Source organism: Parashewanella tropica, assembly GCF_004358445.1.
Lineage (GTDB): Bacteria > Pseudomonadota > Gammaproteobacteria > Enterobacterales > Shewanellaceae > Parashewanella > Parashewanella tropica.
In genome coordinates, this window is sequence record NZ_CP037951.1 from 1,048,762 (window position 1) to 1,075,414 (window position 26,653).

The 26,653-nt window shown below is 41.2% G+C and carries 25 protein-coding genes; 14 read left to right on the plus strand and 11 right to left on the minus strand.

Annotated elements, in window-relative coordinates:
- Positions 1 to 75: 75 nt before the first annotated feature.
- The 5 genes from E2H97_RS04325 (at position 76) to E2H97_RS04345 (ending at position 3,672) form a co-directional block, all read left to right on the plus strand.
- Positions 76 to 867: an SAM-dependent methyltransferase gene (locus E2H97_RS04325; RefSeq protein ID WP_133405996.1), complete on the plus strand. Its 792-nt coding sequence runs from the start codon at positions 76 to 78 to the stop codon at positions 865 to 867.
- A gap of 33 nt (positions 868 to 900) precedes the next feature.
- Positions 901 to 1,113 carry a hypothetical protein gene (locus tag E2H97_RS04330; protein ID WP_133405997.1) on the plus strand — a complete coding sequence of 71 codons (213 nt, stop codon included), beginning with the start codon at positions 901 to 903 and terminating at the stop codon, positions 1,111 to 1,113.
- Complete coding sequence (locus E2H97_RS04335; protein WP_133405998.1) at positions 1,100 to 2,944, plus strand: GGDEF domain-containing protein; 1,845 nt, start codon at positions 1,100 to 1,102, stop codon at positions 2,942 to 2,944. The genes E2H97_RS04330 and E2H97_RS04335 overlap by 14 nt, the downstream gene beginning before the upstream one ends.
- An 80-nt stretch (positions 2,945 to 3,024) precedes the next feature.
- Positions 3,025 to 3,249, plus strand: coding sequence for a DUF3820 family protein (locus E2H97_RS04340; protein ID WP_133405999.1), 225 nt, complete (start codon positions 3,025 to 3,027; stop codon positions 3,247 to 3,249).
- Positions 3,250 to 3,291: 42 nt separating this feature from the next.
- A complete protein-coding gene (locus E2H97_RS04345; protein ID WP_133406000.1) occupies positions 3,292 to 3,672 on the plus strand; it encodes a ribonuclease E inhibitor RraB in 381 nt (126 codons plus the stop codon).
- Here the strand turns inward: E2H97_RS04345 and E2H97_RS04350 are convergent.
- Positions 3,621 to 4,943, minus strand: coding sequence for an oligosaccharide flippase family protein (locus tag E2H97_RS04350; protein WP_133406001.1), 1,323 nt, complete (start codon positions 4,941 to 4,943; stop codon positions 3,621 to 3,623). The genes E2H97_RS04345 and E2H97_RS04350 overlap by 52 nt on opposite strands.
- A 77-nt stretch (positions 4,944 to 5,020) precedes the next feature.
- Entirely contained in the window at positions 5,021 to 6,673 is a 1,653-nt protein-coding gene (locus E2H97_RS04355; RefSeq protein ID WP_133406002.1) for a hypothetical protein, read from the minus strand.
- A gap of 202 nt (positions 6,674 to 6,875) precedes the next feature.
- Here E2H97_RS04355 and rlmN point away from each other — a divergent pair, with 202 nt between their 5' ends.
- The 9 genes from rlmN to E2H97_RS04400 all read left to right on the plus strand — a co-directional run bounded on the left by rlmN (position 6,876) and on the right by E2H97_RS04400 (position 16,280).
- Positions 6,876 to 7,997, plus strand: a complete 1,122-nt coding sequence (rlmN, locus tag E2H97_RS04360) for a dual-specificity RNA methyltransferase RlmN (protein ID WP_133406003.1) — start codon at positions 6,876 to 6,878, stop codon at positions 7,995 to 7,997.
- A 25-nt stretch (positions 7,998 to 8,022) separates the two neighbouring features.
- Positions 8,023 to 8,805 (plus strand): type IV pilus biogenesis/stability protein PilW, encoded by a 783-nt coding sequence (gene pilW, locus E2H97_RS04365; protein WP_133406004.1) that lies wholly within the window; start codon positions 8,023 to 8,025, stop codon positions 8,803 to 8,805.
- A complete protein-coding gene (locus E2H97_RS04370) occupies positions 8,805 to 9,785 on the plus strand; it encodes a RodZ domain-containing protein (RefSeq protein WP_133406005.1) in 981 nt (326 codons plus the stop codon). Before pilW ends, E2H97_RS04370 begins: the two co-directional genes overlap by 1 nt.
- Positions 9,786 to 9,846: 61 nt before the next feature.
- On the plus strand, positions 9,847 to 10,962 hold the full coding sequence (ispG, locus tag E2H97_RS04375) for a flavodoxin-dependent (E)-4-hydroxy-3-methylbut-2-enyl-diphosphate synthase (protein WP_133406006.1): 1,116 nt from the start codon (positions 9,847 to 9,849) through the stop codon (positions 10,960 to 10,962).
- A 103-nt stretch (positions 10,963 to 11,065) separates the two neighbouring features.
- On the plus strand, positions 11,066 to 12,340 hold the full coding sequence (hisS, locus tag E2H97_RS04380; RefSeq protein ID WP_133406007.1) for a histidine--tRNA ligase: 1,275 nt from the start codon (positions 11,066 to 11,068) through the stop codon (positions 12,338 to 12,340).
- A 12-nt stretch (positions 12,341 to 12,352) separates the two neighbouring features.
- Positions 12,353 to 12,973 (plus strand): YfgM family protein, encoded by a 621-nt coding sequence (locus tag E2H97_RS04385; protein ID WP_133406008.1) that lies wholly within the window; start codon positions 12,353 to 12,355, stop codon positions 12,971 to 12,973.
- Between the two features lie 14 nt (positions 12,974 to 12,987).
- Positions 12,988 to 14,166: an outer membrane protein assembly factor BamB gene (gene bamB / locus E2H97_RS04390; RefSeq protein WP_133406009.1), complete on the plus strand. Its 1,179-nt coding sequence runs from the start codon at positions 12,988 to 12,990 to the stop codon at positions 14,164 to 14,166.
- Between the two features lie 125 nt (positions 14,167 to 14,291).
- Entirely contained in the window at positions 14,292 to 15,764 is a 1,473-nt protein-coding gene (der, locus tag E2H97_RS04395; RefSeq protein WP_133406010.1) for a ribosome biogenesis GTPase Der, read from the plus strand.
- A gap of 129 nt (positions 15,765 to 15,893) precedes the next feature.
- Entirely contained in the window at positions 15,894 to 16,280 is a 387-nt protein-coding gene (locus E2H97_RS04400) for a hypothetical protein (RefSeq protein WP_133406011.1), read from the plus strand.
- 147 nt (positions 16,281 to 16,427) lie between these two features.
- Here the strand turns inward: E2H97_RS04400 and E2H97_RS04405 are convergent, their stop codons facing one another.
- The 9 genes from E2H97_RS04405 to nadK all read right to left on the minus strand — a co-directional run bounded on the left by E2H97_RS04405 (position 16,428) and on the right by nadK (position 26,522).
- Complete coding sequence (locus E2H97_RS04405) at positions 16,428 to 17,072, minus strand: thiopurine S-methyltransferase (protein ID WP_133406012.1); 645 nt, start codon at positions 17,070 to 17,072, stop codon at positions 16,428 to 16,430.
- A gap of 121 nt (positions 17,073 to 17,193) precedes the next feature.
- Entirely contained in the window at positions 17,194 to 17,679 is a 486-nt protein-coding gene (locus tag E2H97_RS04410; RefSeq protein WP_133406013.1) for a nitrous oxide reductase accessory protein NosL, read from the minus strand.
- Positions 17,679 to 18,497 (minus strand): ABC transporter permease, encoded by an 819-nt coding sequence (locus E2H97_RS04415; protein ID WP_133406014.1) that lies wholly within the window; start codon positions 18,495 to 18,497, stop codon positions 17,679 to 17,681. Before E2H97_RS04415 ends, E2H97_RS04410 begins: the two co-directional genes overlap by 1 nt.
- A complete protein-coding gene (locus E2H97_RS04420; RefSeq protein ID WP_133406015.1) occupies positions 18,494 to 19,423 on the minus strand; it encodes an ABC transporter ATP-binding protein in 930 nt (309 codons plus the stop codon). Before E2H97_RS04420 ends, E2H97_RS04415 begins: the two co-directional genes overlap by 4 nt.
- Positions 19,424 to 19,425: 2 nt before the next feature.
- On the minus strand, positions 19,426 to 20,787 hold the full coding sequence (locus E2H97_RS04425) for a nitrous oxide reductase family maturation protein NosD (protein WP_133406016.1): 1,362 nt from the start codon (positions 20,785 to 20,787) through the stop codon (positions 19,426 to 19,428).
- A 92-nt stretch (positions 20,788 to 20,879) separates the two neighbouring features.
- Positions 20,880 to 22,775, minus strand: coding sequence for a TAT-dependent nitrous-oxide reductase (nosZ, locus tag E2H97_RS04430; protein ID WP_133406017.1), 1,896 nt, complete (start codon positions 22,773 to 22,775; stop codon positions 20,880 to 20,882).
- Between the two features lie 50 nt (positions 22,776 to 22,825).
- Positions 22,826 to 24,925 (minus strand): transcriptional regulator NosR, encoded by a 2,100-nt coding sequence (gene nosR / locus E2H97_RS04435; RefSeq protein ID WP_133408570.1) that lies wholly within the window; start codon positions 24,923 to 24,925, stop codon positions 22,826 to 22,828.
- A gap of 291 nt (positions 24,926 to 25,216) precedes the next feature.
- Entirely contained in the window at positions 25,217 to 25,513 is a 297-nt protein-coding gene (locus E2H97_RS04440; RefSeq protein WP_133406018.1) for a c-type cytochrome, read from the minus strand.
- Positions 25,514 to 25,643: 130 nt separating this feature from the next.
- Positions 25,644 to 26,522, minus strand: a complete 879-nt coding sequence (nadK, locus tag E2H97_RS04445) for an NAD(+) kinase (protein WP_133406019.1) — start codon at positions 26,520 to 26,522, stop codon at positions 25,644 to 25,646.
- Positions 26,523 to 26,653 lie beyond the last annotated feature (131 nt).

Below are 26,653 nucleotides of genomic sequence, written 5' to 3' on the forward strand. Positions count from 1 at the left end.
GTTGTTGAGTATTGGTTTTTTTTTAGGTAGCTTACGCTGCGAAAGGATAAATATAAGTACATAGAGGTAACATTTTTGGGCTCATTAGTTTGCGTAGGAACTGGCTTACAACTGGCCGGTCACATTAGTGTTCGTAGTAAAAGCTATATTGAGAATGCCGATGTTGTATTTTCATTAATGCCTGAATCTTTTTCTCAGAGCTGGTTAGAGCGTCTTAACCCTAACGTAGTGAGCTTGCAGCCCTATTATGCAAAAGAAGGAGAAATCAAGAGCCGTCGTGATACTTATGCACAGATGGTTCAAGCAATTTGCCAAGCGGTAAGAGATGGAAAAAAAGTCGTTTGTGCTCTCTATGGTCACCCTGGTGTTTTTGCTTGTGTTTCTCATTTATCTATTAAACAGTTGCGTAAAGAAGGGTATGAAGCTCATATGGAGCCGGGTATTTCAGCGGAAGATTGCTTATGGGCTGACTTAGGTATTGATCCTGGTACATACGGTCATCAAGGTTTTGAAGCAACACAATTTATGTTTTATCAACATACTCCAGATCCTGCTGTTCATTTAGTGCTATGGCAAATAGGTCTTGCAGGAGAACATACTCTAACTGAATTTCACACCAATTCAGACCGTTTGCAAATATTAGTAGAGCAATTAAATGAGTGGTACCCACTCGATCATGAAATTGTGATTTATGAATCACCTAACTTACCAACATTCCAGCCGAGGATTGATCGCCTTAAATTAAAAGATCTTCCTTATGCCGAGTTAACTTGTATTAGTACTTTACTTATTCCGCCGTCTAAAAAAATGGCATTCAATACGAAGGTGTTAAATAAACTTGGTATAACACCAAGTGATATAGGCTAGTTTTACTATTTTAATTTTATATATGGAGGGTATATGTTAGATAAATTTTTAGCTCAGTTAGGTGAGGATACTGAGCTACTTGAGAGCTATCAGAAAGCTCCTAAAGAAGTGATGGAAGAATATGGGTTATCAGAAGATGACATTACTGCAATGTTAAGTGCTGATGAGCAAAAGCTAAAGGAAAGAGCACCGCATAGATCTCCTACTCATCTATTGTTTGTACACCAACCAAATGATGAAAAGTAAAGTCCTAAAAATATTAGTTTTAATAGCCACTGTTTTAGTGGCTAATTTTGTTTACGCATCAGAAAATCAAGGTGTAACTGAACAAGATATTTTAGGAATCAAAAAAATACTGAATAAAGATATTTTAAGTGCTAAGCAGAGCATTGATAAATACTTGACAGTGAGCGGGTTGACGCTAGATAAAAGAGTGGATTTGCTTGTACTAAAATCGATTACTTATATATATGAAGGGGAATATAAAGAAGCTTTAAGGGTTCTAGCTATTGCAGAAAAATCAGCGAATAGAAAAAAGCAAATAATTAAGATTTATCAATACCAGCAAACGGCTTATATTGGCCTACAAGATTACCCGAGAGCATTATTTGCAGCGCAAAACCAACTTGAGCAAATTCAATATATTGATGATATATCAATTCAAGTCAGTGTGTATTCGCAATTGTTAAATGTTTTCAATAATGTTGAATCCTATGATCAAGTTTTTAAGTATGCCGATAAATTAAAAAAAATTTCTAACGGAAAATATAAACTAGAAGAATGTAAAGCAGACTTATTTCTCGCAACTGGTTACAAGTTATTAAATGATTTTGTTAATGCAAAAAATAGTCTTAACAGTATTATTGATAATTGCGATATTAACCTCTCTCCTGTACTTCATGGATTAGCTTTTCGAGTTTTAGGTGAGATGGAAGTTGATAATCAAAAATATTTAATGGGAATTGAATATTTAGAAAGGGCTCGAAAAATATACAAAAGATTTAGTTTTCAATATGAGATAATAAATGTAAAAGTCCAGAAAGGTAAAGCTTATTTGGGGCTGAACGACCTCAAAAAAGCCACTGAATTAGCTCAATACGTGGTTGCGCTACCTGAAAGTAATAGTTTATTTTCCGCAAAAAAAACAGCCCATCAAGTGCTAGGAAAAATCGCCCTTCGACAAAAAGACTACCAACAAGCTTATTACCACTCCCAAAGAGAGCAATTTTATCACAAGTTTTTGTATGATGATGATAAAGCTAAAAAGTTAGCCGTTGAAGCCGCAAAATTTAACTTTGAAGAACTTGAACGTGATCTGATGTTTGCTGAAAGTCGTGGTTATATGATGTCGGGTTTGGAGCTAAAGCATCGCCAGCAAATCCAGTCACTAGAATCTAATGACAGATATAGCAACATGCTAATGTTTACCTTGGTTGGGTTATTTCTTGGAAGCTGGGCCATAGGAGTCGCAGTAATTTTTCAAAGTCAGAAAGACAGACTCACTGGCTTGCCTAAAACAACTCGAGGAGAGTCTCGAGGCTTGAAAGTCTATCGTAGCTCGAATAAAGCCAAACAAGGATTTGGTATAGCGGTTGTTGAGCTTGATAATATTATGCCGATTAAAGATCACTACGGTGAACATACTGGCAACCAAGTCATCAAAGATGTCGCTCATATTTTAAAAAAGGCAGTAGGGAAAGGTAAAGTTTACCGAGAAGATTTTAATCGATTTTATGTGTATTTCTTACTGGATGAACAACAGCAAGTCGTAAAAGCATTAGAGCAAACATTTTCTGATATCAAAAAAATAAATGCTGGTTTCAAACAGATGCCATTTCAGGTTAGCGTTAGCATTGGTTATGAACTACTTGAGCGTGGTTTGGATAAAAGTGATTTTTATAATGCGACGGCTCATGCCAGCATGGCTCTAGAAGAAGCCAAAATATTAGGTGGTAATAAACTCATTCCTTATAGTGAAGATATTGATCGTCAATGTGAGGATTACAAACGCCAAATGCGTTTTGTGCAATTTATTGATCCTAAGTTGATGGGCCCTGCGGGAAAACTCAGTCTTTAATTTACAGATCCAACCTGCGGGTTGGATCTTCACATTTATATCGTTAAAGTATTGCCAATTATCATTAATCATATCAGTTTATGAATGAAGCTCTAGGGCAGCAACTTGTTGATGCCATCAATCAAAAAATGCCATTTGGTAAATATGCCGGCACTCCACTGATAAAGTTACCAGAACCTTATTTAGTTTGGTTTAAGCAACAGGGCTTTCCAAAAGGGAAATTAGGCGAGCAATTAGCGCTAATGTATGAAATTAAGCTAAATGGTCTAGAGTCTGAGCTGATGCGCTTTCTGAAGCCCCAATAACTTGCTATTCTCCCTTTCAAATTAACTTAATAGAAGTAAATTATGTCTGAGATTAGTAAAGAAACGTTAGAAGCGTTTTTTGTTGAAACCCGAGAGTTCACCCAGCAAGCTGAAGCCAACTTTGATATTGATGAAGTGTGTCGTTGGTCATATTTTTTTGGTGATACCAGTGAGCAAAAACTTACCAAGCTAGGTAGCTACCTAGAAAGTGAAGGTTATGAGCCTATCGGGTTTCTGGAAGCTGGCGAAGAAGATGAAAACCCTGACTTGATTTTCTTACGTGTCGACATGGAAGAAAAGCATACCGTTGACTCACTTTACCAACGCAACCAAACTTTCTTTGCGTTGGTAAAAGAGTATGAAGTGGAATCTTACGAAGGTATGGATGTTGGGCCTGTTGATGAAGATATGGTCCAAGGGTAAATGCCCAAATGCTGCTTTAACTTTATTGCAGTAATACACGCCGAACCAATATAAGCAATGGCGGTAGCCATTGCCGCCCCTTCAATGCTATAGATGGGAATGAGAAGTAAATTAAGTATACTGTTTATCAGTACAGTTACCGTTAAATTAAGCATTAACCAACTTTCTTTGCCTGAATATTGCAGCCAAATAGCGCCTAATCCAAAAATGGCATAGCCACCTAGTCCAAGTGCTAGGGTTATCATTGTCCGATAAGTGACTTCACTTCCATGCCCAAATATTTCAAGAAAATTATGACCAAATAAATACAATAGGATTAAGGCCGGAATGATGGTTTTTAGCATCAATAACAAGCCCTTTCGATTGATTTCTATAATCGCCTGAGTACCAGCTTGAAGCGCGGGTACCGTCAAGGGAATTAACAACCCAAACATTGCGGACTGAATATTATTGATCGAAGCGGCTGTGGTTATTGCTGCAGCAAAGTGACCTACTGCAACTTCACCGTCCATATATTCCAGCATGTATATATCAACTTGGCGCATAAACGTTTGAAGGGCAATGATCATCATCATGGGAGCGGTTATTTTTAGCCATTGCATAGGCTTTATAAAATCAGGTTGCCGCTCAATTTTTATTAACTGTAAGTTGAAGGTTTTCCATATTACAAAACTGGCGATAAGTAATGCGGAGAGCAGAGTGAGTAGTACAGCTTGAAAGTCATCAAGGCTGCCAATAATCAATACTGTGAGCCCGCAAAAAATGAGCCTTAAACCCGGGTAGCCTATTTGCCAAGGCATAAAAGCTAAATCTAACCGTTTAGCGACTTGTAAAATACCTCCAAATAAGGCGGATAAAGCCACAAGTGGAAGAGCAAAGGTTGCAATGAGAATGGGGTGATAATTTCCGTTTTCTAAAAAAGGAAAATGCCACTCATGCAAAATAAATAATAAAGCAGCAAGGCCTAAGGAAATGCCTATTGTGAGTAATGCATAAAATCGTACATATTCCCAAACCCCTTCAAGAGAGCCGCTTGAGATTGACGTTGTTAGAAATTTAGCGACAGCTCTTGAGCCGCCAAGCATGACAATTAAGCTGCCCAATCCAATGTAGGCTTCAGAGACCTTATAATTTCCATAATGTTCAGGCCCAAGCCAATTAGATAAATAAACGTTAAATATGTAGGTTACTAGAAAGCCACCCGCAAAGGTGGATAACATTAATATACTGCCGCGACTTAAGTAGCTGCTATTTTCTTGATTTGAATTCATACCTAAAGCTAAAGTCCTTTTATCGCTTAAGAGAAGAGTTGCTTTTTTAGCCTAGCTTTAACACTAGCATAGACTGATTAATTATCAGGTTTATAAATGTAATAATGTCCATTTCGGCCATTGATGTAGGCTTGAGAGCATTGTTCAGAGGCTCCACTGGGTATATGACATCGTTCTAAAAAGCGTTGGGTGGCTTCTTCAAGTATGGAATATAAAGCGGTTTCGTCGTCCTCGGTTTTTGGAAATGTAATACCGTTAATACCGAAGGATTCATTAAAAATACATAACCACTCGTCATCAGTGTTGGAGCTGTCACCTGAAGTTTTTTTAGGTATCGAATGTGTGACTGTTGCTATTTTTGTTTCATTGTCAGTTGCTGCTCCTTTAACAATCTTTGCAAGCTCTAAAGTTTCTGTAACTGCATTGCCGCCTTCAAACACTTCTGCATCTTTTTCAAGCCCGTATCTATAGTTGAGGAAACGGTGTAATTTCCATGTATGATTGGTTGTTCTTCCATCCTCTAAAAATAGATGTTGGTATATAGCCTCAAGCATTTTGTTTGAAATTAATCGATTTTGTCGTAAATATTTAGGTAACCTAAGTGTGGGGTCTCCTTTACTATTTTGTACTCGTCGATTCAGCTTTGATGCTAGAGCGGATAATAACACCTGCTTAAAACCGTGTTTTTCGAATTCAGCTGCGACTTCTTGACGGCTTTTATTTTCCACATCCGTCCATGCGGGATCATTAAGCTTAAAAGCTAATACGCATCTTAATAAACTTTCTGGGCAGGTTTTTGTCATTAATATCTGAGAGCGTCCTGTTGCGGGTAATGGCTCAGCTGTGAAACCGGTTTGGAAATAGTCTGGGCTGGCTAATAATTCATAATGATTATGCTGAGGATTACACATGGCAACAGGTTCACCCTTTTCTACCAATCTGTGGATATTGTCGGTATTGGTGTGAAACTGCAATCCTTCTTGACAAGCATAAAAAATACTATCGACAAAATTGAGAATAAAGCGCTGAATGGCATGGGCATCTCTAACACTTCTAGCTGGTGGAAAATCTGGTAGGCAACCTAGAACGAAAGAAGGTACAAACAGCCTAAAATCTCGCCTGTTGATTGTTGCATCCAATATTATCTGTGCAAAATCAGGGTGTTCAGCGAAATAGCTTTTTACATAATCAGGTAATCCGTCAGTATGATTAATGTTGTTGATAAATGAAGAATGGATAGCATTAAGTATATGTTGTGTTGCATTAGCCTCTTGTAGAGCTTGGGTTATTTGAGCAGATGAGCCATGATCAAGCCATGTTTTATTTCGATGAAATGCAGCTAGGAAAGCATGCCAAAAACAGGCTCCATCCCCACGGACAGAATATTGCTCCAAACGTTTGAAATGATTTAGCCTTGTGTGATCTCGATCTGCATCAGGAGGAATATTGGCAAGATCCGCGTTGAGCTTATCTTGAACAGCAACCTCCATGTCGGTACGAAAACGGAAAAAATGGAAAAACCCAGCATACATCCCAGTCTCTTTTAATTTGAAATGAGTGCCGCTTGCAGTCGTCACTTTGGTAACTTTAAAAGTAACCTTTTTTTCTATTTGAGCAAATCTATTACATACAGTAAGTTCAAGCTCATCACCATCTTTTGGCGTCGGGTAGTACGCAAAGTCAACACAATTGCTTAGTCGGTGTTCTTGTTCGTTCCAAGTAAGTAGCAAGCTAACCTCAAATTACTCATTGTTTCTGTGTCTATATTGGTCGAAAGTCTAAAAGACTCAAGCTTCTTAAATAAAGCTTCATTTACAGTAAATACAAGAGAACTGAGTAGCGATTGAAAACTAAACGCAGTATAATCCAGCGCCCTCAACTCATGAGTGATTGAGATGGGTTTGTTAATAGTTTTTTTGAGGTTAGACAACAATGAGTGATAACAAGATCAATCTACTGGATCTGGATCGTAAAGCAATGCGTGAACTGTTCGCCGACATGGGCGAAAAGCCGTTCCGTGCCGACCAGTTAATGAAGTGGATCTATCACTTTGGTGTGTCTGATTTTGAGGAAATGACTAACATCAATAAAAAGCTCCGCGCTAAGTTAACAGCGCGCTGTGAAATCGTTGCTCCAGAAATTTCCAGTTACCAAAAATCATCCGATGGCACCATTAAGTTCGCCATCAATGTTGGCGATGGTCAAGAAGTTGAAACCGTTTACATTCCTGAAGATGATCGCGCTACGCTTTGTGTATCGTCTCAAGTGGGCTGCGCCTTAGAGTGTACTTTCTGCTCTACTGCTCAGCAGGGCTTTAACCGTAACTTAAGCGTGGCTGAGATTGTTGGACAAATTTGGCGTGTATCTGACTTTTTAGGTTTTCAAAAAGAAACCGGTGAGCGTCCAATTACCAATGTTGTAATGATGGGAATGGGTGAGCCATTGTTGAACCTTGCCAATGTTATTCCCGCAATTAAAGTCATGCTAGATGATTTTGGGTTTAGTTTATCTAAACGCCGAGTGACAGTATCTACGTCAGGTGTTGTGCCAGCGTTAGACAAAATGGGCGAAGAACTCGACGTAGCTTTGGCGGTGAGTATTCACGCACCAAACGACGACTTACGTGATGTGTTGGTTCCAGTTAACAAAAAATATAACTTAGAAACCTTCTTAGCGGGTATTCGTCGTTATCTTGCAAAGTCCAATGCTAATCGCGGCAAAGTGACGCTAGAGTATGTGATGCTGGATCATATTAATGACAGCACTGATCAAGCCCATGAATTAGCTAAGCTGATGAAAGACACGCCTTGTAAGATCAACCTCATTCCGTTTAACCCTTATCCGGGTTCTCCTTATGGTCGTAGTTCGAATTCTCGCATCGATCGCTTTTCAAAAGTATTGATGGAGTATGGGCTGACAGTCATCGTGCGTAAAACCCGTGGTGATGATATTGATGCAGCTTGTGGGCAGCTAGCTGGTGATATTCGTGACCGCACAAAACGTCTTGCAAAAAAACGCATGCAACAAGATAAGATATCAGTCACAATAGCCTAATCGTTCGCAAAACATTAGGTTGGCTATGAAACAAGGATGGCTTATTGGCTGTGTGGTAACGGCCCTTCTTTTCACATCGGGTTGTGTGACACAACGGACTTACAAAGGAACAGACCGGCCAGTAACTGATTCCGGTTTTAATAAAGACAACGCTGCATTAGAGAGAATGCAGCTTGGCTTAACCTACTTAAAACGTGGAAATACCGAACAAGCGAAATATAATTTAGAAAAAGCCATGGAATATGCGCCAAATTTGGAAGAAGTGCATATCGCCATGGCTTACTACTATCAAAAGGTTGGGGATATTACCCGTACCGAACGAGCCTATGATAGAGCGATTCGCAGTCGTAATGTTACTGGAGATGCGTATAATAACTTCGGTGTGTTTTTGTGCGAACAAAAGAAGTTTTCTCGGTCTGAAAAGATGTTCCTGAAAGCCATTAATATGCCTAAATACACTCGTACTGCAGACAGCTATGAAAATTTAGGTCTGTGCATGGAAGCAAGCGGTGACTTATCTAAAGCCGCTCAATATTTTGAATCAGCTTTGAAATACGATTCTCGAAGAGCTAATTCAATATTGGAATTAGCCCGTATTCGGCTAACATTACAGCAATTGTCCGCAGCTAAACTTAGACTTGAGCAATACCACAAACTCGCGATAGCTACTCCGTTAAGTTTACAGTTGGGAATTGATATTGCTCGAGCACAAAAAGACAATGATGCGGTCAAGCATTACGGATTAACATTATTAGCCAAGTATCCAAAATCGCAACAGGCTAAGCAATTTCGAGCAAGTATGCACTAATGACAGATTTAACTAATCCAGCGTCTGAATCGGACCACTCTAACTCAGAGCCTGCTCATACCGTAGGTTCATTATTGAAAGCGGCAAGAAATGATAAAGGATTGAGCGTTGAAGACATCGCAAAAGCGCTTAACCTAAGAAATTCGATAGTTGAAGATATCGAAAATGATGAATTTGGTAACATGGCATCCTCCACGTATGCACGAGGATATATCAAAAACTATGCTCGCTATGTAGCCGTAGATCCTTTTTTAATTAATGAATGCATTGAAAAGCAGTTATTGACACCTCCATCACCGAGTATGCAGAGTTTTTCTAATAAAACTTCTTTGCAAGCGGCCAATAGCCAATGGATGTGGGTGACTTATCTTATTGTCGCTATTTTAATCGCGCTTCTAGGCTGGTGGGGAATTGAAAAATCTACCATGTTTTCAGGATTAGTGGATTTATCTAAACCCAGTCTAGAAGAAAAACAAGAATTGGTAATAAGTCAGAGTAAGCCAGTAATTGAGCCCAAAATTGAAAATAATAGTGAGCCAGAAGTTGTAAGTGAAAAAACGGCGGTACCTAGCGATAACCCAAAGGTTTCAGAGCCGCAACCTCTATCAAATAATAGCGAAAATGTAACTCAAGCAAATCAGTTAAAGCCAGAGCTTGAAACGGAAAAGCAGATAGAAACAAACACTCCAACATCTGCAATTCCTGCTGAGAAAATTACAGATGAATCGGTGAAATTAACGGAAATTAATCTAACTTTAACTGGAGATTGTTGGATAAACATCCAAGATGCTACAGGTAAGGTTATTGTTTCTGGGCTAAAACGATCGGGAAGAGTCATCAATGTAGAAGGTGAAGCACCTTTTAAAGCCGTTTTTGGAGCTCCTGAGTCGATTAAGCTTAAAGTTGATGGCGTGACAGTTGATATGGATAAGTTTCCGGCAGGAAAAACAGCCAGAATGACCTTAGCTGAAAACTCATAACCGTTGAGAACTAGATTCACTGAGTGGCTTGATTGGCCCATAAGCAGTACGGAGAAAATTTATGTATAGCGAAAATCCCATCAAAAGACGTAAATCAACGCGTATTTATGTGGGAAAAGTACCTGTAGGTGACGGTGCACCGATTAGTGTGCAATCTATGACGAACACGAGAACTACTGACGTTGAAGCCACTGTTGCTCAAATTAAGTCACTTGAAAAAGTGGGTGCGGATATTGTACGAGTTTCGATTCCAACTATGGATGCGGCTGAAGCCTTTAAAGAAATTCGTCAACAAACAGAAGTGCCTTTAGTTGCCGACATTCACTTTGATTATCGCATTGCGCTTCGTGTTGCCGAATACGGTGTAGATTGTTTACGTATTAACCCGGGTAACATTGGTAACGAAGAGCGTGTTCGTAGCGTTGTTGATTGTGCTAAAGATAAAAATATTCCAATCCGTATTGGCGTAAACGGTGGCTCGTTAGAAAAAGATCTAATGGATAAATACAAAGAGCCAACACCTGAGGCTCTGGTTGAATCTGCCATGCGTCATGTGGATTATCTTGATCGTCTCAACTTCGACCAGTTTAAAATTTCCGTTAAAGCTTCTGATGTGTTCTTAGCGGTAGAATCCTATCGTTTACTGGCTAAGAAAATTGACCAGCCGTTACACCTTGGTATAACCGAAGCGGGTGGTATGAGAACAGGCTCGGTTAAATCGGCCATCGGTCTAGGTATGCTGCTTGCTGAAGGTATTGGTGATACTTTGCGTATCTCATTAGCTGCCGATCCAGTAGAAGAAATCAAAGTTGGCTTTGATATTCTAAAATCACTGCGTATTCGTAGCCGAGGTATTAACTTTATTGCTTGTCCATCGTGTTCTCGCCAAGAGTTTGATGTGATCAATACCGTTAATTCACTAGAGCAACGACTTGAAGATGTATTAACTCCAATGGATGTATCTATCATTGGCTGTGTGGTTAATGGTCCGGGTGAAGCGTTAGTCTCTGATTTAGGTCTAGCGGGTAGTAACCGTAAAAGCGGATTTTATGAAGACGGTGTACGTCAAAAAGAACGCCTTGATAACGATGATCTAGTGGATAAACTTGAAGCTAAGATCCGAGCAAAAGCAGCGATGATGTCAAATCGAATTGATGTTCAAGACGCAACCGAGTGAACATCAAAACTATATTAAGCTAACTTTTTGCACCTTCACTAAAAAAACGCCTATAATGAGGCGTTTTTTTATTTTTTGTTTTATTTAATCATCGAGTCTAACTGTGGCAAAACAGATCCAAGCGATTCGCGGAATGAACGACATTCTGCCTACTCAAACTCCCCTTTGGCAAAAATTAGAGTCTATCCTGCGTGCATCGGTGGCTAGCTATGGTTATACCGAGCTAAGAACCCCGATTGTCGAAAGCACTGATTTATTTAAGCGCTCTATTGGTGAAGTGACGGATATCGTCGAAAAAGAAATGTACACCTTTGCGGATAACAATGGCGACAGCTTAACACTTCGCCCAGAAGGAACAGCTTCAACTGTTCGTGCAGGTAACCAACACGGACTTCTATATAACCAAGAGCAACGTCTTTGGTACATGGGACCTATGTTCCGTCACGAACGCCCTCAAAAAGGTCGTTACCGTCAATTCCATCAGTTTGGTGTAGAAGTTTATGGTATTGGTAGTGCCGATGCTGACGCTGAAGTGTTAATGCTTTCAGCAAGATTGTGGGAAACGCTTGGTATCAAAGAACACGTTTCACTTGAGATTAATACGCTTGGCGACAGCGAAGAACGTGCGGCCTATAGAGATGCGCTTATCGCATTTTTAGAAAAGCACATCGACGTATTAGACGAAGACGCTAAACGTCGTATGTACAGTAATCCACTGCGTGTTTTAGACACCAAAAATCCAGATGTTCAGGCTGTGTTAGTCGATGCGCCAGAATTGATGGATTACTTAGGCGAAGAAAGTAAGCAACATTTTTCACAATTATGTGAACTACTTGATGCTGTTGGTATCCAATACACGGTCAACCCTCGATTAGTACGAGGCTTAGATTACTATAACCGCACAGTTTTTGAATGGGTAACAACCAGCTTAGGCGCGCAAGGCACTGTATTAGCCGGTGGTCGCTATGACGGTCTAGTGGGCCAACTTGGTGGTAAAGCCTCTCCTGCTGTCGGTTTTGCGATGGGTATTGAGCGCATCATTTTGTTACTACAAGAACTGGGCTTAGACCAAGATGTGGCACCAGCCGTTGATGTATACGTAACGGCAATGGGAGCCGGGTGCTATCCGCAAGCCGTGCAAATTGCTGAAAACTTGCGTGAAGCTCTACCAAGCCTTAGAGTAATGAGCCACTGTGGTGGCGGTAACTTTAAAAAGCAAATGAAACGTGCGGATAAAAGTGGCGCTCAGTTTGCTTTAATCATCGGAGAAAATGAGCTAGCAAATAATGAAGTTGGCGTAAAAGATCTTCGAGGTGGAAACGAACAACAAATGGTTGCCCGTGATCAATTGGCAGCTTTTCTTAAGGATTTAGTATAAAGAGGTCAACGCGTGGAAATTTATAGCTCAGAAGAACAACAAGTTGAAGCTATCAAACGCTTTTGGAAAGAGTACGGTAACTCAATCATTATTGGTGCAGTGGTTGGTTTAGGTGGTCTTTATGGATGGAATTACTATTCTGATCACAAAGTAGGTCAAGCGCAAAACGCTTCTAATGCGTATCAAGCCGCTGTTAAAGATGCATCTGATCAAGCCAAATTCGCTGGTGATATTGCTAACTTCAAAAAAGAATATGACCAAAAAGGTTACCAAGCCATGTTGCAACTTCAACTGGCTAAATCAGCGGTTGCAGTTGGTGAATATGATAAAGCCGCTACGGCGCTTAAAAGCGTTATCTCGGCTAAACCTGGATATGGTTTTGAAGAAGTGGCTACTATTCGTTTAGCTCGTATCCAAGCTGAACAAGGTTTAGTGAGTGAGGCATTGACCACTCTTTCTCAAGTAACCAACGAAGCCTTTGCTCCTCAACGTGATGAACTAAAAGGTGATTTATTAGTTCGTCAGGGTGATCTAAAACAGGCAAAAGAAGCTTATGAAGCAGCGTTAGCGGCAGAAGATAATGGTAATAACCCAGTATTAAAGATGAAGCTGGATAACCTAACACAAGCCTAAAAGTAAGGAACAGCATGAAGTCTTGGTGTAAAAATTTGCTTGCGGCGAGTTTAAGTGTAGCGCTCTTGTCGGCTTGCTCATCTAAAGATGATGAAGTAAAGATCAATCCATTACCTGAAATCCAAGAGATAGTTTCTCCAGATATCAATTGGGAAACCTCTGTCGGCGACGGTGTTGGAGATTATTATTCTCGTTTACGTCCTGCAATTAATTATGGAAAAATCTATGCAGGCAGCCGCGATGGTGAAGTGATTGCGATTGATCAAAAGACGCATGAGCAACTCTGGGAGCAAGACTTAACTCAAGTCATCAAAGATGCAGGGTTTGATAAAGATTTTTTATTGGCTTCAGGCCTAACGGTAAGCCGTCATAAAGTGTTTGCTGGTGGCGAAGCAGGAGTGCTTGTTGCATTAGATGAAGCTACTGGTAAGCCGTTGTGGCAGGTTCAAACTGGTGGTGAGCTGATTTCGACTCCAACTGTGGGTGATGATCTTGTGGTCGTTACAACAGTAAATGGCTCTATTGAAGCCTACGATGTTGACTCGGGTAAGCGACGTTGGATTGTTGAAAACTCATTACCTCCACTCACTTTACGTGGTACCGGAGCTGTGAATTACGAAGGCGGTGGTTTCTTTGCCGGAACAGCTGACGGCAAAGTACAAGTGGTTGTACAGCAAAATGGACAAATTGCTTGGGAAACTCCAATTTATAAACCTAAAGGTGGCAACGAATTTAGCCGTTTGGCTGATGTAGACATGAAACCTTTATTGTCTGGCGGTAAGTTATTTGCGGTAAGTTACAATGGTAACTTAGTGTCAATGGATGCTCGCAGTGGGCGAGTTCTATGGTCACGTAAATATTCCAGTTTCCACGAACTGGCTGAATCAGGATTGAGTTTATTTATGGTTGATAGCGATAGCCGTGTTTATGCGATTGATAAGCGCAATGGCTTAGAGCTATGGAGTAACTCGGAGTTACTTAACCGCACCTTAACTTCACCTGCTGTTATCGACAACTATGTTATTGTTGGTGATTACGAAGGCTATTTACACTTTATTAATCGTACATCTGGTGTGATTGAAGGAAGAGTGAGAGTCGACAGTGATGGTTTATATGTTCAACCTGTTGTGGTTGATGGTAAAATATACGTCCAAGGTCGAAGTGGAACTCTTGCAGAAGTAACACTTCCTTAAGACCTGTTTGTTTAATATATTTTAAAGCCCTTGGCTCAATAGTGCCGAGGGCTTATTTTGTTTCTAAGGTGGCAGATTTTTATTATTAGCCACTTTAGAAAACCAGTAGTTTATAGAGGCATAAAATGATCCCTGTAGTGGCGCTTGTTGGTCGTCCCAATGTTGGTAAATCGACCCTGTTTAATCGTCTTACTCGTACTCGCGATGCTCTTGTTGCAGATTTTCCGGGCTTAACTCGCGACCGCAAATACGGCCGTGCATTTTTAGCTGGTTATGAGTTTATTGTGGTAGATACAGGAGGTATCGACGGTACAGAAGAAGGTATCGAAACCAAAATGGCAGAGCAATCATTAGCAGCGATTGAAGAAGCTGATGTGGTGTTGTTTATGGTTGATGCAAGAGCAGGCTTAACGTCAGCGGATCAAGCTTTAGCAGACCATCTTCGCGTACGTGATAAAACCACCTTCTTAGTTGCGAACAAAGTTGATGGTATTGATGGTGATTCGGCTATTGCGGAATTTTGGGGCTTAGGCATTGGTAATGTATACCAAATGGCGGCTTCACAAGGCCGCGGTGTGACCTCAATGATTGACCAAGCTCTTGCGCCTTACGCTGAAGCTATGGGGATTGACCGTGACAAAGAGCTGGAAGATCCTGAAAAGGTTCGTGAGTACACCGAAGAAGAAGCAGAAGAAGAACAAAAGCGCCTTCAAGAACTGCCTATTAAGCTCGCCATTATTGGTAAGCCAAACGTAGGTAAGTCGACACTAACTAACCGTGTTCTTGGTGAAGACCGTGTCGTAGTCTATGACGAACCTGGTACCACTCGTGATAGTATTTATATCCCAATGGAACGTGATGATCGTGAGTATGTGGTGATTGATACTGCGGGTGTTCGTCGCCGCTCTAAAGTACACCAAACTGTAGAAAAATTCTCGGTAATTAAAACCCTGAAAGCCATTGAAGATGCCAACGTCGTATTGATTGTAATTGATGCTCGTGAAGGGATCAGCGAACAAGACTTAGGTTTATTAGGCTTCGTCTTAAACGCTGGTAAGGCGTTAGTGCTTGCGGTAAACAAGTGGGATAACATGAGCAATGATGACCGTGAGCGAGTTAAGAGTGAACTTGATCGTCGCTTAGGCTTTATTGACTTTGCTCGTATTCACTTTATCTCAGCACTTCACGGTACTGGTGTGGGTCACATTTTCGAATCTATCGAAGAAGCGTATGACAGTGCAACCAAGCGTGTGAGCACTTCAATGCTAACTCGTATCATGCAGATGTCGCAAGATGATCACCAGCCACCGATGATCAATGGTCGCCGTGTTAAGCTGAAATATGCGCATGCCGGTGGTTACAACCCACCAATCGTGGTTGTGCATGGTAATCAGGTATCTAAGCTACCAGACTCGTACAAGCGTTACATGATGAACTACTTCCGCCGTTCATTGAACATTGTCGGTTCACCAATTCAGCTCCGTTTCCACGAAAGTTCAAACCCATTTGAGGGCAAGAAAGAGAAGCTCACCTTAAGTCAAGAGCGTCGCCGTAAAAGAGCAATGGCGCATTTGAATAACCGCAATAATAAAGCGTAATGATAAAAGGGACTGTTCGGGAACGCCCCCTAGTCCCTTTTTTTTCAAAGAATTAAGAAAGGTTAATTATTTGCGTATTTAATTCAATTCTATAATGGGCTGTTAGATGACGAATTGAGGGTTAAAAATATGCTTGGTTTACGCTTGTTCGATCCTAATCCATTAGGCTTAAGTATTTATAAGTGTAATCACGATAACTTAGTTAAGTTAAGCAATGGATCATTTGTATCGGAGCAAGATGGCCCTATTGCAGGTCATAATGCCTTGCCAATTAATGGGCAAATAGAAATTGAAGTATTAAACGAACACTCTGCAAAGCTCTATCTTGCAACCTTAAATAATAAGCAGCTAAAAGAAGTTGAACGGGTTAGTAATGGTTTTGCTGATTTGTGCTTATCTCAGGGCAGAAGAGTCCTTGGCAAAAGTGGTCAAACAACCTCAGCGTTAAAAGAATACATAGTGCAAAAGCTACAAGACGAATCCGTCATGAAATTGGTGAGTTGGTATAGACAGTAAAACGTTTTAAAGCCTAGCTTGATTCTAGGTCTAACTTCAATGCTCTCGGACATACCTCTTTTCGTTTGCTTAACTTGATAAAATTAAGCTCCCCCTTAGTTTGTTTCAAAGATCAACACGCTCTAGACTTTCAGAGGGAGAACAGAATTATTTCTTACGGATAAGCTGATAAACGACTTCGTTAAACTCTGTGATGCCCTTTTCAACAGCGGAAGGAAAAGCGGGTACAATCTCTTGAGTGAGCTTCTCAATGATAAATTGCTCACCAAACAATTCATTAATTTCAGTTTCTAAAACGGCAAATGGTGGTCCGTTTGCAATGTTTTGATCATATTCTAAGGTTATTAATAAACCTTGCTTTAACCGTGGAGCAACTTGCAGGAGTTGTTTGGCGTAGTCTTGACGATATTCTTTTGGTAGGGCAATTAATGCGGCTCGATCATAAAAATATTCACTATCCATTAATTCTTCAGGTAACCTGAAAAAGTCACCTTGATGAATGCAGATATTCTCGTTTGAATAAGTCGTATGCGTTGAATAGTTGCTTAACTGATATGGTAGGTTTTGTTCTTCATAAAAAGCTTCAACCGCTTTGGTGATTAATTCGGAGCCAATGACTTTGTGTCCCTGTTTTGCTAACCAAATTAGATCCAACGATTTACCGCATAAAGGTACAAACACTGAGCCTGAGCTAGATTGAGGCCAGTATTCTAAAAGATAGTTGTTAAAATCTTGTCGGTGAAATCCAATGCGATTTTCTTTCCAGCGGCTTATCCATTCTTCGTGTTGCATCTTTTTATCCAATGGGGAAATTTATTTCGATTGTAAAATAAATCAGAGCTAATTGATAAGGTTACGGGGAGCTAATAATTTCAATTAGCTCCTCGCTTGAATTGAGTGGATAACAATACTTTTATAGAATTTGTAAGGTTATTTGGTCAAATGAATAAACCTTACCGCCAAACTCAGTCATAAAGTCTTGAGCTTGTTGCTGAGTGCCAAAGCTGGCTAGGGTTTTACCCATTGCGCCTTTTTTACTTGAACCAATCACATACCATGCTTTGCGAGCATCAATAAAATGATTGTCATCTGGCGTTTTCCAGTGAGCTTTACTCATGTCGTGTACATAAGCTTCTTTCACCTGTTTTTTGTATTCAGGATCAAGCAAGAAGGTAAACATATCTCGCGTTGAGCAGAACTTCTTAATTTTGTCTGAAGTCTTAAGATACAACTCGCCTTTAGGTCCGGGGAATTTTTTGATAAACATGCCACATAGATGACATTCTTCTCCAGCATGAATCGCCTGTGCCTCACGAGTCGACAAGGTTTCTGGTTCTTTACTGCAAGCGGCTAGCATGATGCCGACAGCCAGTAATAAGATTTTGGTCGCCAATTTCATTACAGTGTTTTCCTATTAAAAATCAATCCTGCTGCAACAAGTGGCGTAATAACCCATGCCAGCTGCAAGCCTAATAATCCTAATGGCGAAATACTGCCATTAATCGCAACGGCTAATACACCGTTTACGTCTGAAGTATCAAGACTCGCTAAATTTACCATACGAAAGATATCGGCTGGATTGAGCAGCATCAAATTAACAAGCTGTTTTTGTGACAATCCATCTTCCATGCCAACCAAAACCGCTAATAAACCTAAATCGAACACCAAAATAAAGAAGAACCACAAGATCAAAGCGAGTCCTGCCGCCTTTGATTTTTCGGTCACAACCAAACTGATGACATAGGCAATTGAGATAAAGCACAGACCAAGCAAAATGGCGGTAAGGATGAACAAACCAAAGCTGTGTATCACTGAGGAAAAATCCATTTGAAAGCCAAGCAGTACTGCCGCACTGCCAAAGCCGAGAACGGTTGCTAGTGCCATAATTGCACCTTGACCGACAAACTTACCTAACAGCAGCTGAGTATGGCTAATCGGGTAGGTGAGTAGTAGCAATAAGGTGCCAGATTCTTGCTCGCCAACAAAGCTATCATAGGCAAGCAGCAGTGCAATCAGTGGGATCAAAAATACTGCCAAGCTAGACAAACTGGCAATGGTTGATGAAATCGAGGTTAAGCCAATTTCCCCTGACGCTACCGAGCCGTAGTAACTTAATCCGAGAGACAATATTGCAAAAATGAGTGTGATAGAGATTAACCAGCGATTACGCAAGCCGTCTTGGAACTCTTTAATGGCTACAGATAAAACTGGGCTCATGCTTTTGCCTCCTCTGTAGTGTTGGCTGGCTTTTGGGACAAGTAGTATTGATAGACTTGCTCTAAATCGGCAGGCAATACTTGCAGGTTAGAGATGTTATTCTTTTCTAATAGCTGTTTTACCACTTCAAGGTTTTTCTCTTCCGGCACTATAAGTTCGTCTGTGGCAACAACAAAATCACCAAAGCGTTCATCAGTGACTAATGCGCCGTTTAAGCCTTGAGTTTTGATGGTTACTGGCAGTTGAGCTTGCTGACGTAACTCTTGCAAACTGCCTTGAGCCAGAGGTTTGCCACCCGAAATAATGATGGCTTTATCAATGTGCTGCTCAACACCCGGGAGAACATGAGAACAAAGGATAATGCTCGCACCCGTGCTTTTGAGTTTGTCTACGCTTTGATAAAACTCTTGGGTAGCAATTGGGTCAAGACCTACCGTTGGTTCATCGAGGAGCAATAATTTTGGTTGCCCTAAAAATGCTTGAGCCAAACCAAGACGTTGACGCATCCCTTTGGAATAGGTTTTTACCGCACGATTCATGGCGTGAGTTAAGCCAACTTGTTCGAGAAGATCTGTGATTTGCTGTTTAGGTACTTTTTTTAGACGAGCAAAGTAGGTGAGAACTTCCTTACCCGTTAAATGATCATAAAAGCTGACGTTTTCAGGCAGATAACCAATGTGTTTACGGCTTTCAAAGGCTTGTGAAGACATAGGGTCGGCATTTAGCACGTTTACAGTGCCGCTAGTAGCTTTGATGATACCTAAAATTAGCTTCATCATTGTGGTTTTTCCGGCACCGTTGTGACCGAATAAACCTAATACTTCACCGGGCATGACTTTGAGGTTGATGCCTTGAAGTGCTTTTACTTTGTCGTAGTGCTTGTTGACGTTTGTCAGCTCTACAATGGGTTGAGAATGTGTAGTCATAATTATTTGTTCTCCGTCATTGCCATGGCGCCAGCGTCTTTTTCGTCGTCAATGGCAAGCGGCTTCATCAGTGGGTGACTGTCTTTCACCCCGACTGGCTTTAATACAGGGAATTGACTTTGGATCCAGCGCAAAATCAACACCGCTGGACTGTCTAATAACATTTTGGCTTCTGGGTATTGCCAAACCATTTTGTCGATACCATCGTTTGGCTCAAATGGCGTATCACCTCGACCGTCATGGTTGAGATCCCAACCTAAATAGTTACTCCAATAGTTACCGACTCCATCTTTGCTCCATTCTTCTTCACGGTTGACCACGTACTTCACTTGTACTGGGTTATTGATGAAGGAGTTCGCAAAGACTTTGGTTTTCTCTGAGCCAGCTGTGAGATGAATACCGATTTCAGCGGTATCGACAATATTGTGGCTGATGGTGTTGTAACCTGAGTTGTACACAAACAGACCTTTACCTTCTCGACCTAACACTTTGTTTTCAGGTTTGGTCCAAACATGGTCAACAATGTTGTAACTGATGTCTGATTGAGTAATGTAATTGAGTAGGAAGCCATAATCTTCACTGTTTCGGGTGACGTTATGGTTGACGATAAGGCGTCGTGAGCTCATTAAGGCATAGCCGGCACGAGTGTTGTACGAAAGGTTGTACTGCACTTTATTGTCATAGGAATACATGTAGTGAATACCATAGCGAAGATCGTGCATGGTATTGTGTTCGAGCGTGTTATTTTTACTGGCGATAACGTATAAACCGTCACGTACTAAACTAGCAGTATTGCCTCGGATAATACCATTAGTGACAGAAGCCAGTTGAATGCCATTACCTCTGTCAGAGGAACGTAATTTGGGGTTACCGACAACCGTGTTATCTATCACTTTCACGTCGTCACATTTATCCACCCAAATTCCAAAAGCATCGCCTTGGAGTTGGTTATTGATTAACGCTAAGTGGTGACTGTTTTTGTCGACATAAATCCCGGCATCTTGCTCGGTAAGATCATCTCCCCAATTGATCACTTTTAAATTCTCTAAAGTGACGTGTTCGCTTTTGACATAAATGCCATTGCCTTTACCGCCTGAATTAATAACGGCTTTGTGAGGTTGAATGCTTTTCAGTGTTAATGGGTGTTTAATTGAAAAGTTGCCTTGATATTCACCTTGTTTAAGCAAGATTTCATCGCCGCTTTGGCTGTTATCAAGTAATTGTTGTAAGTCTTGGTCAGGTGAGACCGTTATGGTTGCGCTGTAAGCAAAAGAAGACGTAAGAAGAAGTGCTAGCGTCGTGGAAATACGAGAAAAGAGTCGACGCCCATTGGGTCGATTGGAATCAAAAAAACATAAGCGCATTGTCATATCATTTTTAAGCCCTTGTTAATACCAGTCCATTCGGTAAAAGCCGAAGCACAAAAGTGCTTCGGCAATTGAGTATGAGTAGAAGCTTATGCTTCAACCAACATACGACCACGCATTTCCATGTGAAGTGCGTGACAGAACCAGTTACAGTAGTACCACTGTACGCCTGGTTGATCAGCGGTGAAAGTCACAGAAGCTGTAGCTTGTGGACCAATTTCCATCTGAACACCGTGGTTGGTCATACAGAAACCGTGAGTCACGTCTTCTACTTGGTCAAGGTTAGTTACTACAACTGTTACTTGGTCACCTAGCTTTACTTTAAATTCAGTTAAACCAAAGTTTGGTGCAACAGACGTCATGTAAACACGTACTTTGTTACCGTCACGGATAACCTTGTTATCCGTTTCTAGAGTAACACCGTCTTTCTTCGCCATTGCAACAGTTTCTGCGAAGAATGGATCATCACGAGTCCATAGTTTCTTCGGCTTCATCTTACTGCGGTGTACGATCATACAATCGTGCGGTTCAGCATAAGTTGGACCATCGTGAACCAGCTTCATTTCGTCACCAGAGATGTCGATTAACTGATCGTTTTCTGGACGAAGTGGACCTACTGGTAAGAAACGGTCTTTCGAGAACTTACATAGCGAGATTAGCCACTTACCATCAGCGTCACGAGTTTCACCAGCAGAGGTGTGGTTGTGGCCTGGTTGGTAATGTACGTCTAACTTCTGGCGTAGGTAGTTAACTTTCTTACCTTGGTAATGAGCAATAGCATCTTCTACGTTCCACTTAGCGATTTGGCTATCTAGGAACAAAGTAGTATATGCATTACCACGGTTATCGAACGCAGTATGTAATGGGCCTAAGCCTAGTTCGGGTTCTGCAACAACAGTGTCACGAGGCTTGATCTTATCGTTGAATAAGTCATCTAGCTTGTCGATAGCAATTACTGAAACTGTTGGAGAAAGCTTACCGTTCGCTACAAAGTACTTACCACTTGGAGAAGTGTTCATACCGTGTGGTGACTTAGGTACTGGGATGTAACGAGTTAATTCAGAACCTTTGCGACCGTCTAGTACAGGTACGTTGTTGCCGTTATAAGTTTTGAACTTACCAGCTTTAAGTGCAGCTTCACAACGCTCAAGGCTGAATACCACAACGTGGTCACGCTCGTTGCTGATCATCTCACCTAGGTTAGTACCCATTTCTGAGTTATAACAAGTAGATGCGAAGTACTTACCATCGTAATCAGCGTCGGTGTTATCTAAGTTACCATCAACCATTACTTGGAAAGCAACTTCCATAGTTTCAGCGTTAATTACGTTGAACATTGAACGATAAGTGCTGACATCTTCTAGAGACTCTTTACCGTCGTTAACTACTGGGATTTCGAACTCACCGTTACAAATTACATATTTAGTGTAAGGTGCTTTTTGAACACGTAAACCGTGGATGGCTTGTACATTCGGGATGGTGATGATCTTGTCGGTTTTCATTACGTCACAACGAATACGAGCAACACGAGTGTTAGCTTTATCGTTGATGAATACATACTTACCGTTATAACGACCGTCAGTCATACTCATGTGTGGGTGATGTGAGTCACCAGCTAGGAAGCGATCGCCTTCACCACGAATACGCTTACTTTCATCGGTGATACCCCAACCAGTTGCACTATCCACGTTGAATACAGGGATACGCATTAGCTCACGCATTGAAGGAATACCTAGAATGCGTACTTCACCAGAGTGACCGCCACTCCAGAAACCGTAGTATTCATCAAGTTCACCAGGGTGAACGAACGGGCTATTTTTGCCAGCTTCTGCAGCTTGTGCTTTTGCCATAGAAGCAAACATCGCAGCTGACATTGGGGCAGCAACGGCACCAGCACCTAATAAGGCACTTGCACCCATAAAGCGACGACGTCCGGCATCTTGCACTTCAGAAGGCAGCTCCGTTTTGTTGTCTTTATCTTGCATGGTTTTGTCTCCATCATTGGGCTACCCTTTGTAGCCGCGCTAGGTAGTTATTAAATCGATACTGTTGGTATTTCTTGTTCTTTTAATTGCTCTTCAGAGCGTTTCTTACGTTTGTAAGCTTTCTTTTTCAGAGGAGGGCATTTCTCCTCGTCGTAATAGGTCACCTGACAATCCAAGCAGTAATGGCATTCCCGCATATTGATCTCACCATTTGGATAAATCGCTTGGATTTCACATTCTTTGGCACAGGTTTGACATGGTTGACCACACTCTTTGCGACGTTTGAGCCAGTCGAATAAACGGATACCATTGCCTACTGAAAGGGCGGCACCGAGTGGGCATAGGTAGCGACAGAAGGTTTTGCGGTTAACTAAGTTGACTAAAATCAGAGCTGATGCGTACAGAACAAATGGCCATTCACGATCAAACTTCAATAAGAAAGTGGTTTTAAATGGCTCAACTTCAGCAAACTTTTCAGCTAGGGCGAGAGAGTCTAAAGACAGACCGAACAAGCCCAGTAGAATGAGGTATTTGATTGCCCATAAGCGCTCATGCACGGCAAATGGCAATTCGATTTGTGGCAGTTTCAACCAGCGACCAACGACGTTAACTAACTCTTGTAGCGCACCGAATGGACATAACCAGCCACAGTACACCGCACGTCCCCACAAGATGATGGTTACTGCAGCAGCGCACCATAAGGTGAAAATGATTGGGTCTAACAGGAATAAATCCCAAGAGAAGTTGCTCATTAATGAATGCAAGAAGGTAAATACATTCACAACCGATAACTGACCGCCCCAAGTCCAGCCGACAAACACAACCACAATAATCAAGAAGCTGTGACGTAAGCGGTGCATAAAGGTTGGGTGTTTAACTAACACGTCTTGGAAGAATAAGACGAGTAGCAATACGCCAATCAATGCACACAGTACGATGACTTCAGGCGTACGGTCTTTCCATACCTGCTGAACTAAGGTTAACTCTGGTTCAGGCACAATCGCTGGTGGCGTATCAACATACTTTTCAAGTGGATCGTACTGACCTTTAAAGCTGGTAAAGATACTGTCGATAGGGCCTGTTTGACGGCGAACCAACAGTTCGAATTGCCAAGGTGCACCTGGATCAAATTCAAAGTGGTCTTGTACTTGGAATAGTGACATCTCATGGAACTGAGGAGCACCAGCAATATAAATATCAGTCAAACGTTGATGGTCTAAATCACGGAAAGCTATGGCTTCATCATTTTGATGCACTTGAATTCGGTCGAAGATACCACCACGCACATACCCCGAACCTTTGAATGAATAACCATTACCGAGTAATGCAATAAGGTGCTCACCTTTTTTCAGGTGCTTAATTTGGTACTCATATTCAGCGTCACCAAGAAGGTTGCGACCAATAGTTGGGATATCCGCTATGGTGTAATACACCTCAGCGAACATATCATTTTTTTGTGAAGGTTCAGCTTTCTCTACATTTTCTGCTTCAGTACCAACAAACGCGTCATCTACTTTGGCACGGTTTAGGTAAAGCTTACGGATAGAGCCATCGCCTGTGAGTTTCAGCCAATCAGCTTTTTCAAATACATCTTGTTTGATAGTAGAGATAGGCTGAATAACATCAGACTTAGGCTCGATAATGCCTAAAGAAACCGCCGCTTTATTGGCAGCTTTAGTGATAGCAACGTTCATTACCATTACAGTAACGGTCGCACCAGATAGACCATCAATATTGGTGATACCTTCCGATTTGTTACCACCTACTTTAAGTCTGTCTTTGACCGAGAGCCCTTTATATTGCTCAGCAAAATCATCGAGTTTACTTTCTGGGATACCCGCAAGGATGATTGGCTCGTGATGCTCCAATACTTTTGCTGTTACATAGTTTCCCTGTGGATCTATGACTACCAGCATATTTACAGGCTCACCAGAATAAGCTGGTATTTTGGCTATGTCATTGGTCTCAAAAGCATAACCAAGTAAAGTTTCGTTTTTGAGGATCTTTCTAAGATGATACTCACCTTGTTTTTCGGTGATAGTGGTTGCCTCAGGAAAGGTCTTTTCAAGGATGGGCAACGGATCTTTGGGGGGGCTAACAAAAAGCGCATAACTGTAAAAACTCGCCATCAACAATGCTACGAATAGCATCGCAAATGTTACTGCTGATTTTCGAATTTTTCTGATTGTACTGCCCACGGTTGTGTCCTCTAACACAGGGTGCGACAAAATGTCGCACGTTTATGGGGCAATCTTAAGTTGACTGAATTAGTCGGGTAATGATCGAAATCAATATTTGGTTGAGTGTTGTACTGAGGTTTTGACGAAGATCAAAATTTAGTTGAGTGATTTACTCGGAATAGATAATTAGAGGAAATAAGTAGGCAAAATTATGAAGACCTGAGAGGGGGGCGGTCTCCATAATTTTTGCTCGATTCAAATTTACTTCAAGCTCGCATAGTAAGCTGAAATGTTTTTGATATCGGCATCAGATAAAGGCATTGCCATTGGTGCCATCGTTGGGTCTTTACGAGCACCTGATTTGAAATCTCTTAATTGCTTTTCAAGATACTGAGCTTTTTGTCCTTTTAGGTTTGGATACATAGGGATCATCGACATCCCATCAACTCCATGACAAGCCGCACACATCATTGATTTTGATTTACCCGCTGCAATATCAGCAGACATTGCTGGTGCTGATACAGCACAAGCTAATGCAAGTAGTATAATTTTTTTCATTTCACATTCCTCAAACTGATCAAACGTATATTGAGCAGTATTTCGTTCCAATTCTCACATTTTGATGATAACAAGTTGTAAATGAGAAAAATTGACTTTGGACAAGTTTGAGGATTAAAACTGTGACATCTTAAAAAAGTTTGCTACCCCAGCCTAGCTTATTACGTAGCACGTGAAAATAGTTATGACCTTTAGGGTGGATAAGTGTTAATTGTTCAGGGCTGCGACGAATAATAATTTCATCACCTGGTAATACTGATAAATGCACATGGCCGTCGCAGCTTACTTCAAAATTATCGTCATGTTCAGGTGACACCAACAGCTTAATTGTGCTGTTGGCATCAATAACAATAGGTCGGCATGACATAGTATGCGGAAACATGGGGACTAAAATAAGCGCGTCTAAATTTGGCGTTAAAATTGCGCCGCCAGCCGATAGCGAATAGGCCGTTGAGCCTGTGGGAGTTGAAATGATCATGCCGTCGGCACGTTGGCTATACATGAATTTATCATCAATGTAGACTTCAAACTCAATCATGTGCGCCACTTGGTTAGGGTGAAGTACAGCTTCATTAACTGCACTGTTATTCGCTTTTAACTTTCCATGACGATGAACTTCTGCTTCTAATAAAAAGCGTTGCTCGATTTCAAATTCACCATCAAGAACAGAAGTCAAAGTTGTTTCAAAGTCGTCTGGATCTAAATCCGTTAAGAACCCCAAATTACCTCTGTTGACTCCGATAACGCCAATGTCAAAACGAGATAAAACTCTTGCAGCGCCTAACATATTGCCATCACCACCCACGACAATAGCTAAATCGCATTGCTTTCCTATTTCGATGAGCTCTGCGGCCTCGATATCGCCACCCAGATCTTTCGCCACTCTTGCTTCAATAAGCACTTTTAAGCCACGCTTTTTTAACCATTGATTAAGGGCGGTAAGGGTACTATTCGCACCAGAGTGTTGTGGTTTGCCAATAAGACCAATAGTGGTAAATTTTGCTGTCATAATTCGAAATAAAGTTTCTTTATCGAGATTTAAATTAGTTTAGTACTGCGAGACTAAAAGAGTGCACAGTTTAGGGTTGAAACGTTAAAAATCATCCCCATAATAAGCGCATAGTGGATAAAATACCATTT

What these genes read in the sequence shown, in the direction of transcription:
- bamB (WP_133406009.1), top strand. Translation starts at nt 12,988, where the DNA reads ATGAAGTCTTGGTGTAAAAATTTGCTTGCGGCGAGTTTAAGTGTAGCG.
- E2H97_RS04350 (WP_133406001.1), bottom strand. Translation starts at nt 4,943, where the DNA reads ATGAATTCAAATCAAGAAAATAGCAGCTACTTAAGTCGCGGCAGTATA.
- E2H97_RS04425 (WP_133406016.1), bottom strand. Translation starts at nt 20,787, where the DNA reads ATGCGCTTATGTTTTTTTGATTCCAATCGACCCAATGGGCGTCGACTC.
- E2H97_RS04415 (WP_133406014.1), bottom strand. Translation starts at nt 18,497, where the DNA reads ATGAGCCCAGTTTTATCTGTAGCCATTAAAGAGTTCCAAGACGGCTTG.
- ispG (WP_133406006.1), top strand. Translation starts at nt 9,847, where the DNA reads ATGTATAGCGAAAATCCCATCAAAAGACGTAAATCAACGCGTATTTAT.
- E2H97_RS04440 (WP_133406018.1), bottom strand. Translation starts at nt 25,513, where the DNA reads ATGAAAAAAATTATACTACTTGCATTAGCTTGTGCTGTATCAGCACCA.
- nosZ (WP_133406017.1), bottom strand. Translation starts at nt 22,775, where the DNA reads ATGCAAGATAAAGACAACAAAACGGAGCTGCCTTCTGAAGTGCAAGAT.
- nadK (WP_133406019.1), bottom strand. Translation starts at nt 26,522, where the DNA reads ATGACAGCAAAATTTACCACTATTGGTCTTATTGGCAAACCACAACAC.
- E2H97_RS04335 (WP_133405998.1), top strand. Translation starts at nt 1,100, where the DNA reads ATGATGAAAAGTAAAGTCCTAAAAATATTAGTTTTAATAGCCACTGTT.
- E2H97_RS04400 (WP_133406011.1), top strand. Translation starts at nt 15,894, where the DNA reads ATGCTTGGTTTACGCTTGTTCGATCCTAATCCATTAGGCTTAAGTATT.
- E2H97_RS04330 (WP_133405997.1), top strand. Translation starts at nt 901, where the DNA reads ATGTTAGATAAATTTTTAGCTCAGTTAGGTGAGGATACTGAGCTACTT.
- E2H97_RS04420 (WP_133406015.1), bottom strand. Translation starts at nt 19,423, where the DNA reads ATGACTACACATTCTCAACCCATTGTAGAGCTGACAAACGTCAACAAG.
- E2H97_RS04340 (WP_133405999.1), top strand. Translation starts at nt 3,025, where the DNA reads ATGAATGAAGCTCTAGGGCAGCAACTTGTTGATGCCATCAATCAAAAA.
- rlmN (WP_133406003.1), top strand. Translation starts at nt 6,876, where the DNA reads ATGAGTGATAACAAGATCAATCTACTGGATCTGGATCGTAAAGCAATG.
- E2H97_RS04345 (WP_133406000.1), top strand. Translation starts at nt 3,292, where the DNA reads ATGTCTGAGATTAGTAAAGAAACGTTAGAAGCGTTTTTTGTTGAAACC.
- E2H97_RS04370 (WP_133406005.1), top strand. Translation starts at nt 8,805, where the DNA reads ATGACAGATTTAACTAATCCAGCGTCTGAATCGGACCACTCTAACTCA.
- E2H97_RS04410 (WP_133406013.1), bottom strand. Translation starts at nt 17,679, where the DNA reads ATGAAATTGGCGACCAAAATCTTATTACTGGCTGTCGGCATCATGCTA.
- nosR (WP_133408570.1), bottom strand. Translation starts at nt 24,925, where the DNA reads ATGCTATTCGTAGCATTGTTGATGGCGAGTTTTTACAGTTATGCGCTT.
- pilW (WP_133406004.1), top strand. Translation starts at nt 8,023, where the DNA reads ATGAAACAAGGATGGCTTATTGGCTGTGTGGTAACGGCCCTTCTTTTC.
- der (WP_133406010.1), top strand. Translation starts at nt 14,292, where the DNA reads ATGATCCCTGTAGTGGCGCTTGTTGGTCGTCCCAATGTTGGTAAATCG.
- E2H97_RS04405 (WP_133406012.1), bottom strand. Translation starts at nt 17,072, where the DNA reads ATGCAACACGAAGAATGGATAAGCCGCTGGAAAGAAAATCGCATTGGA.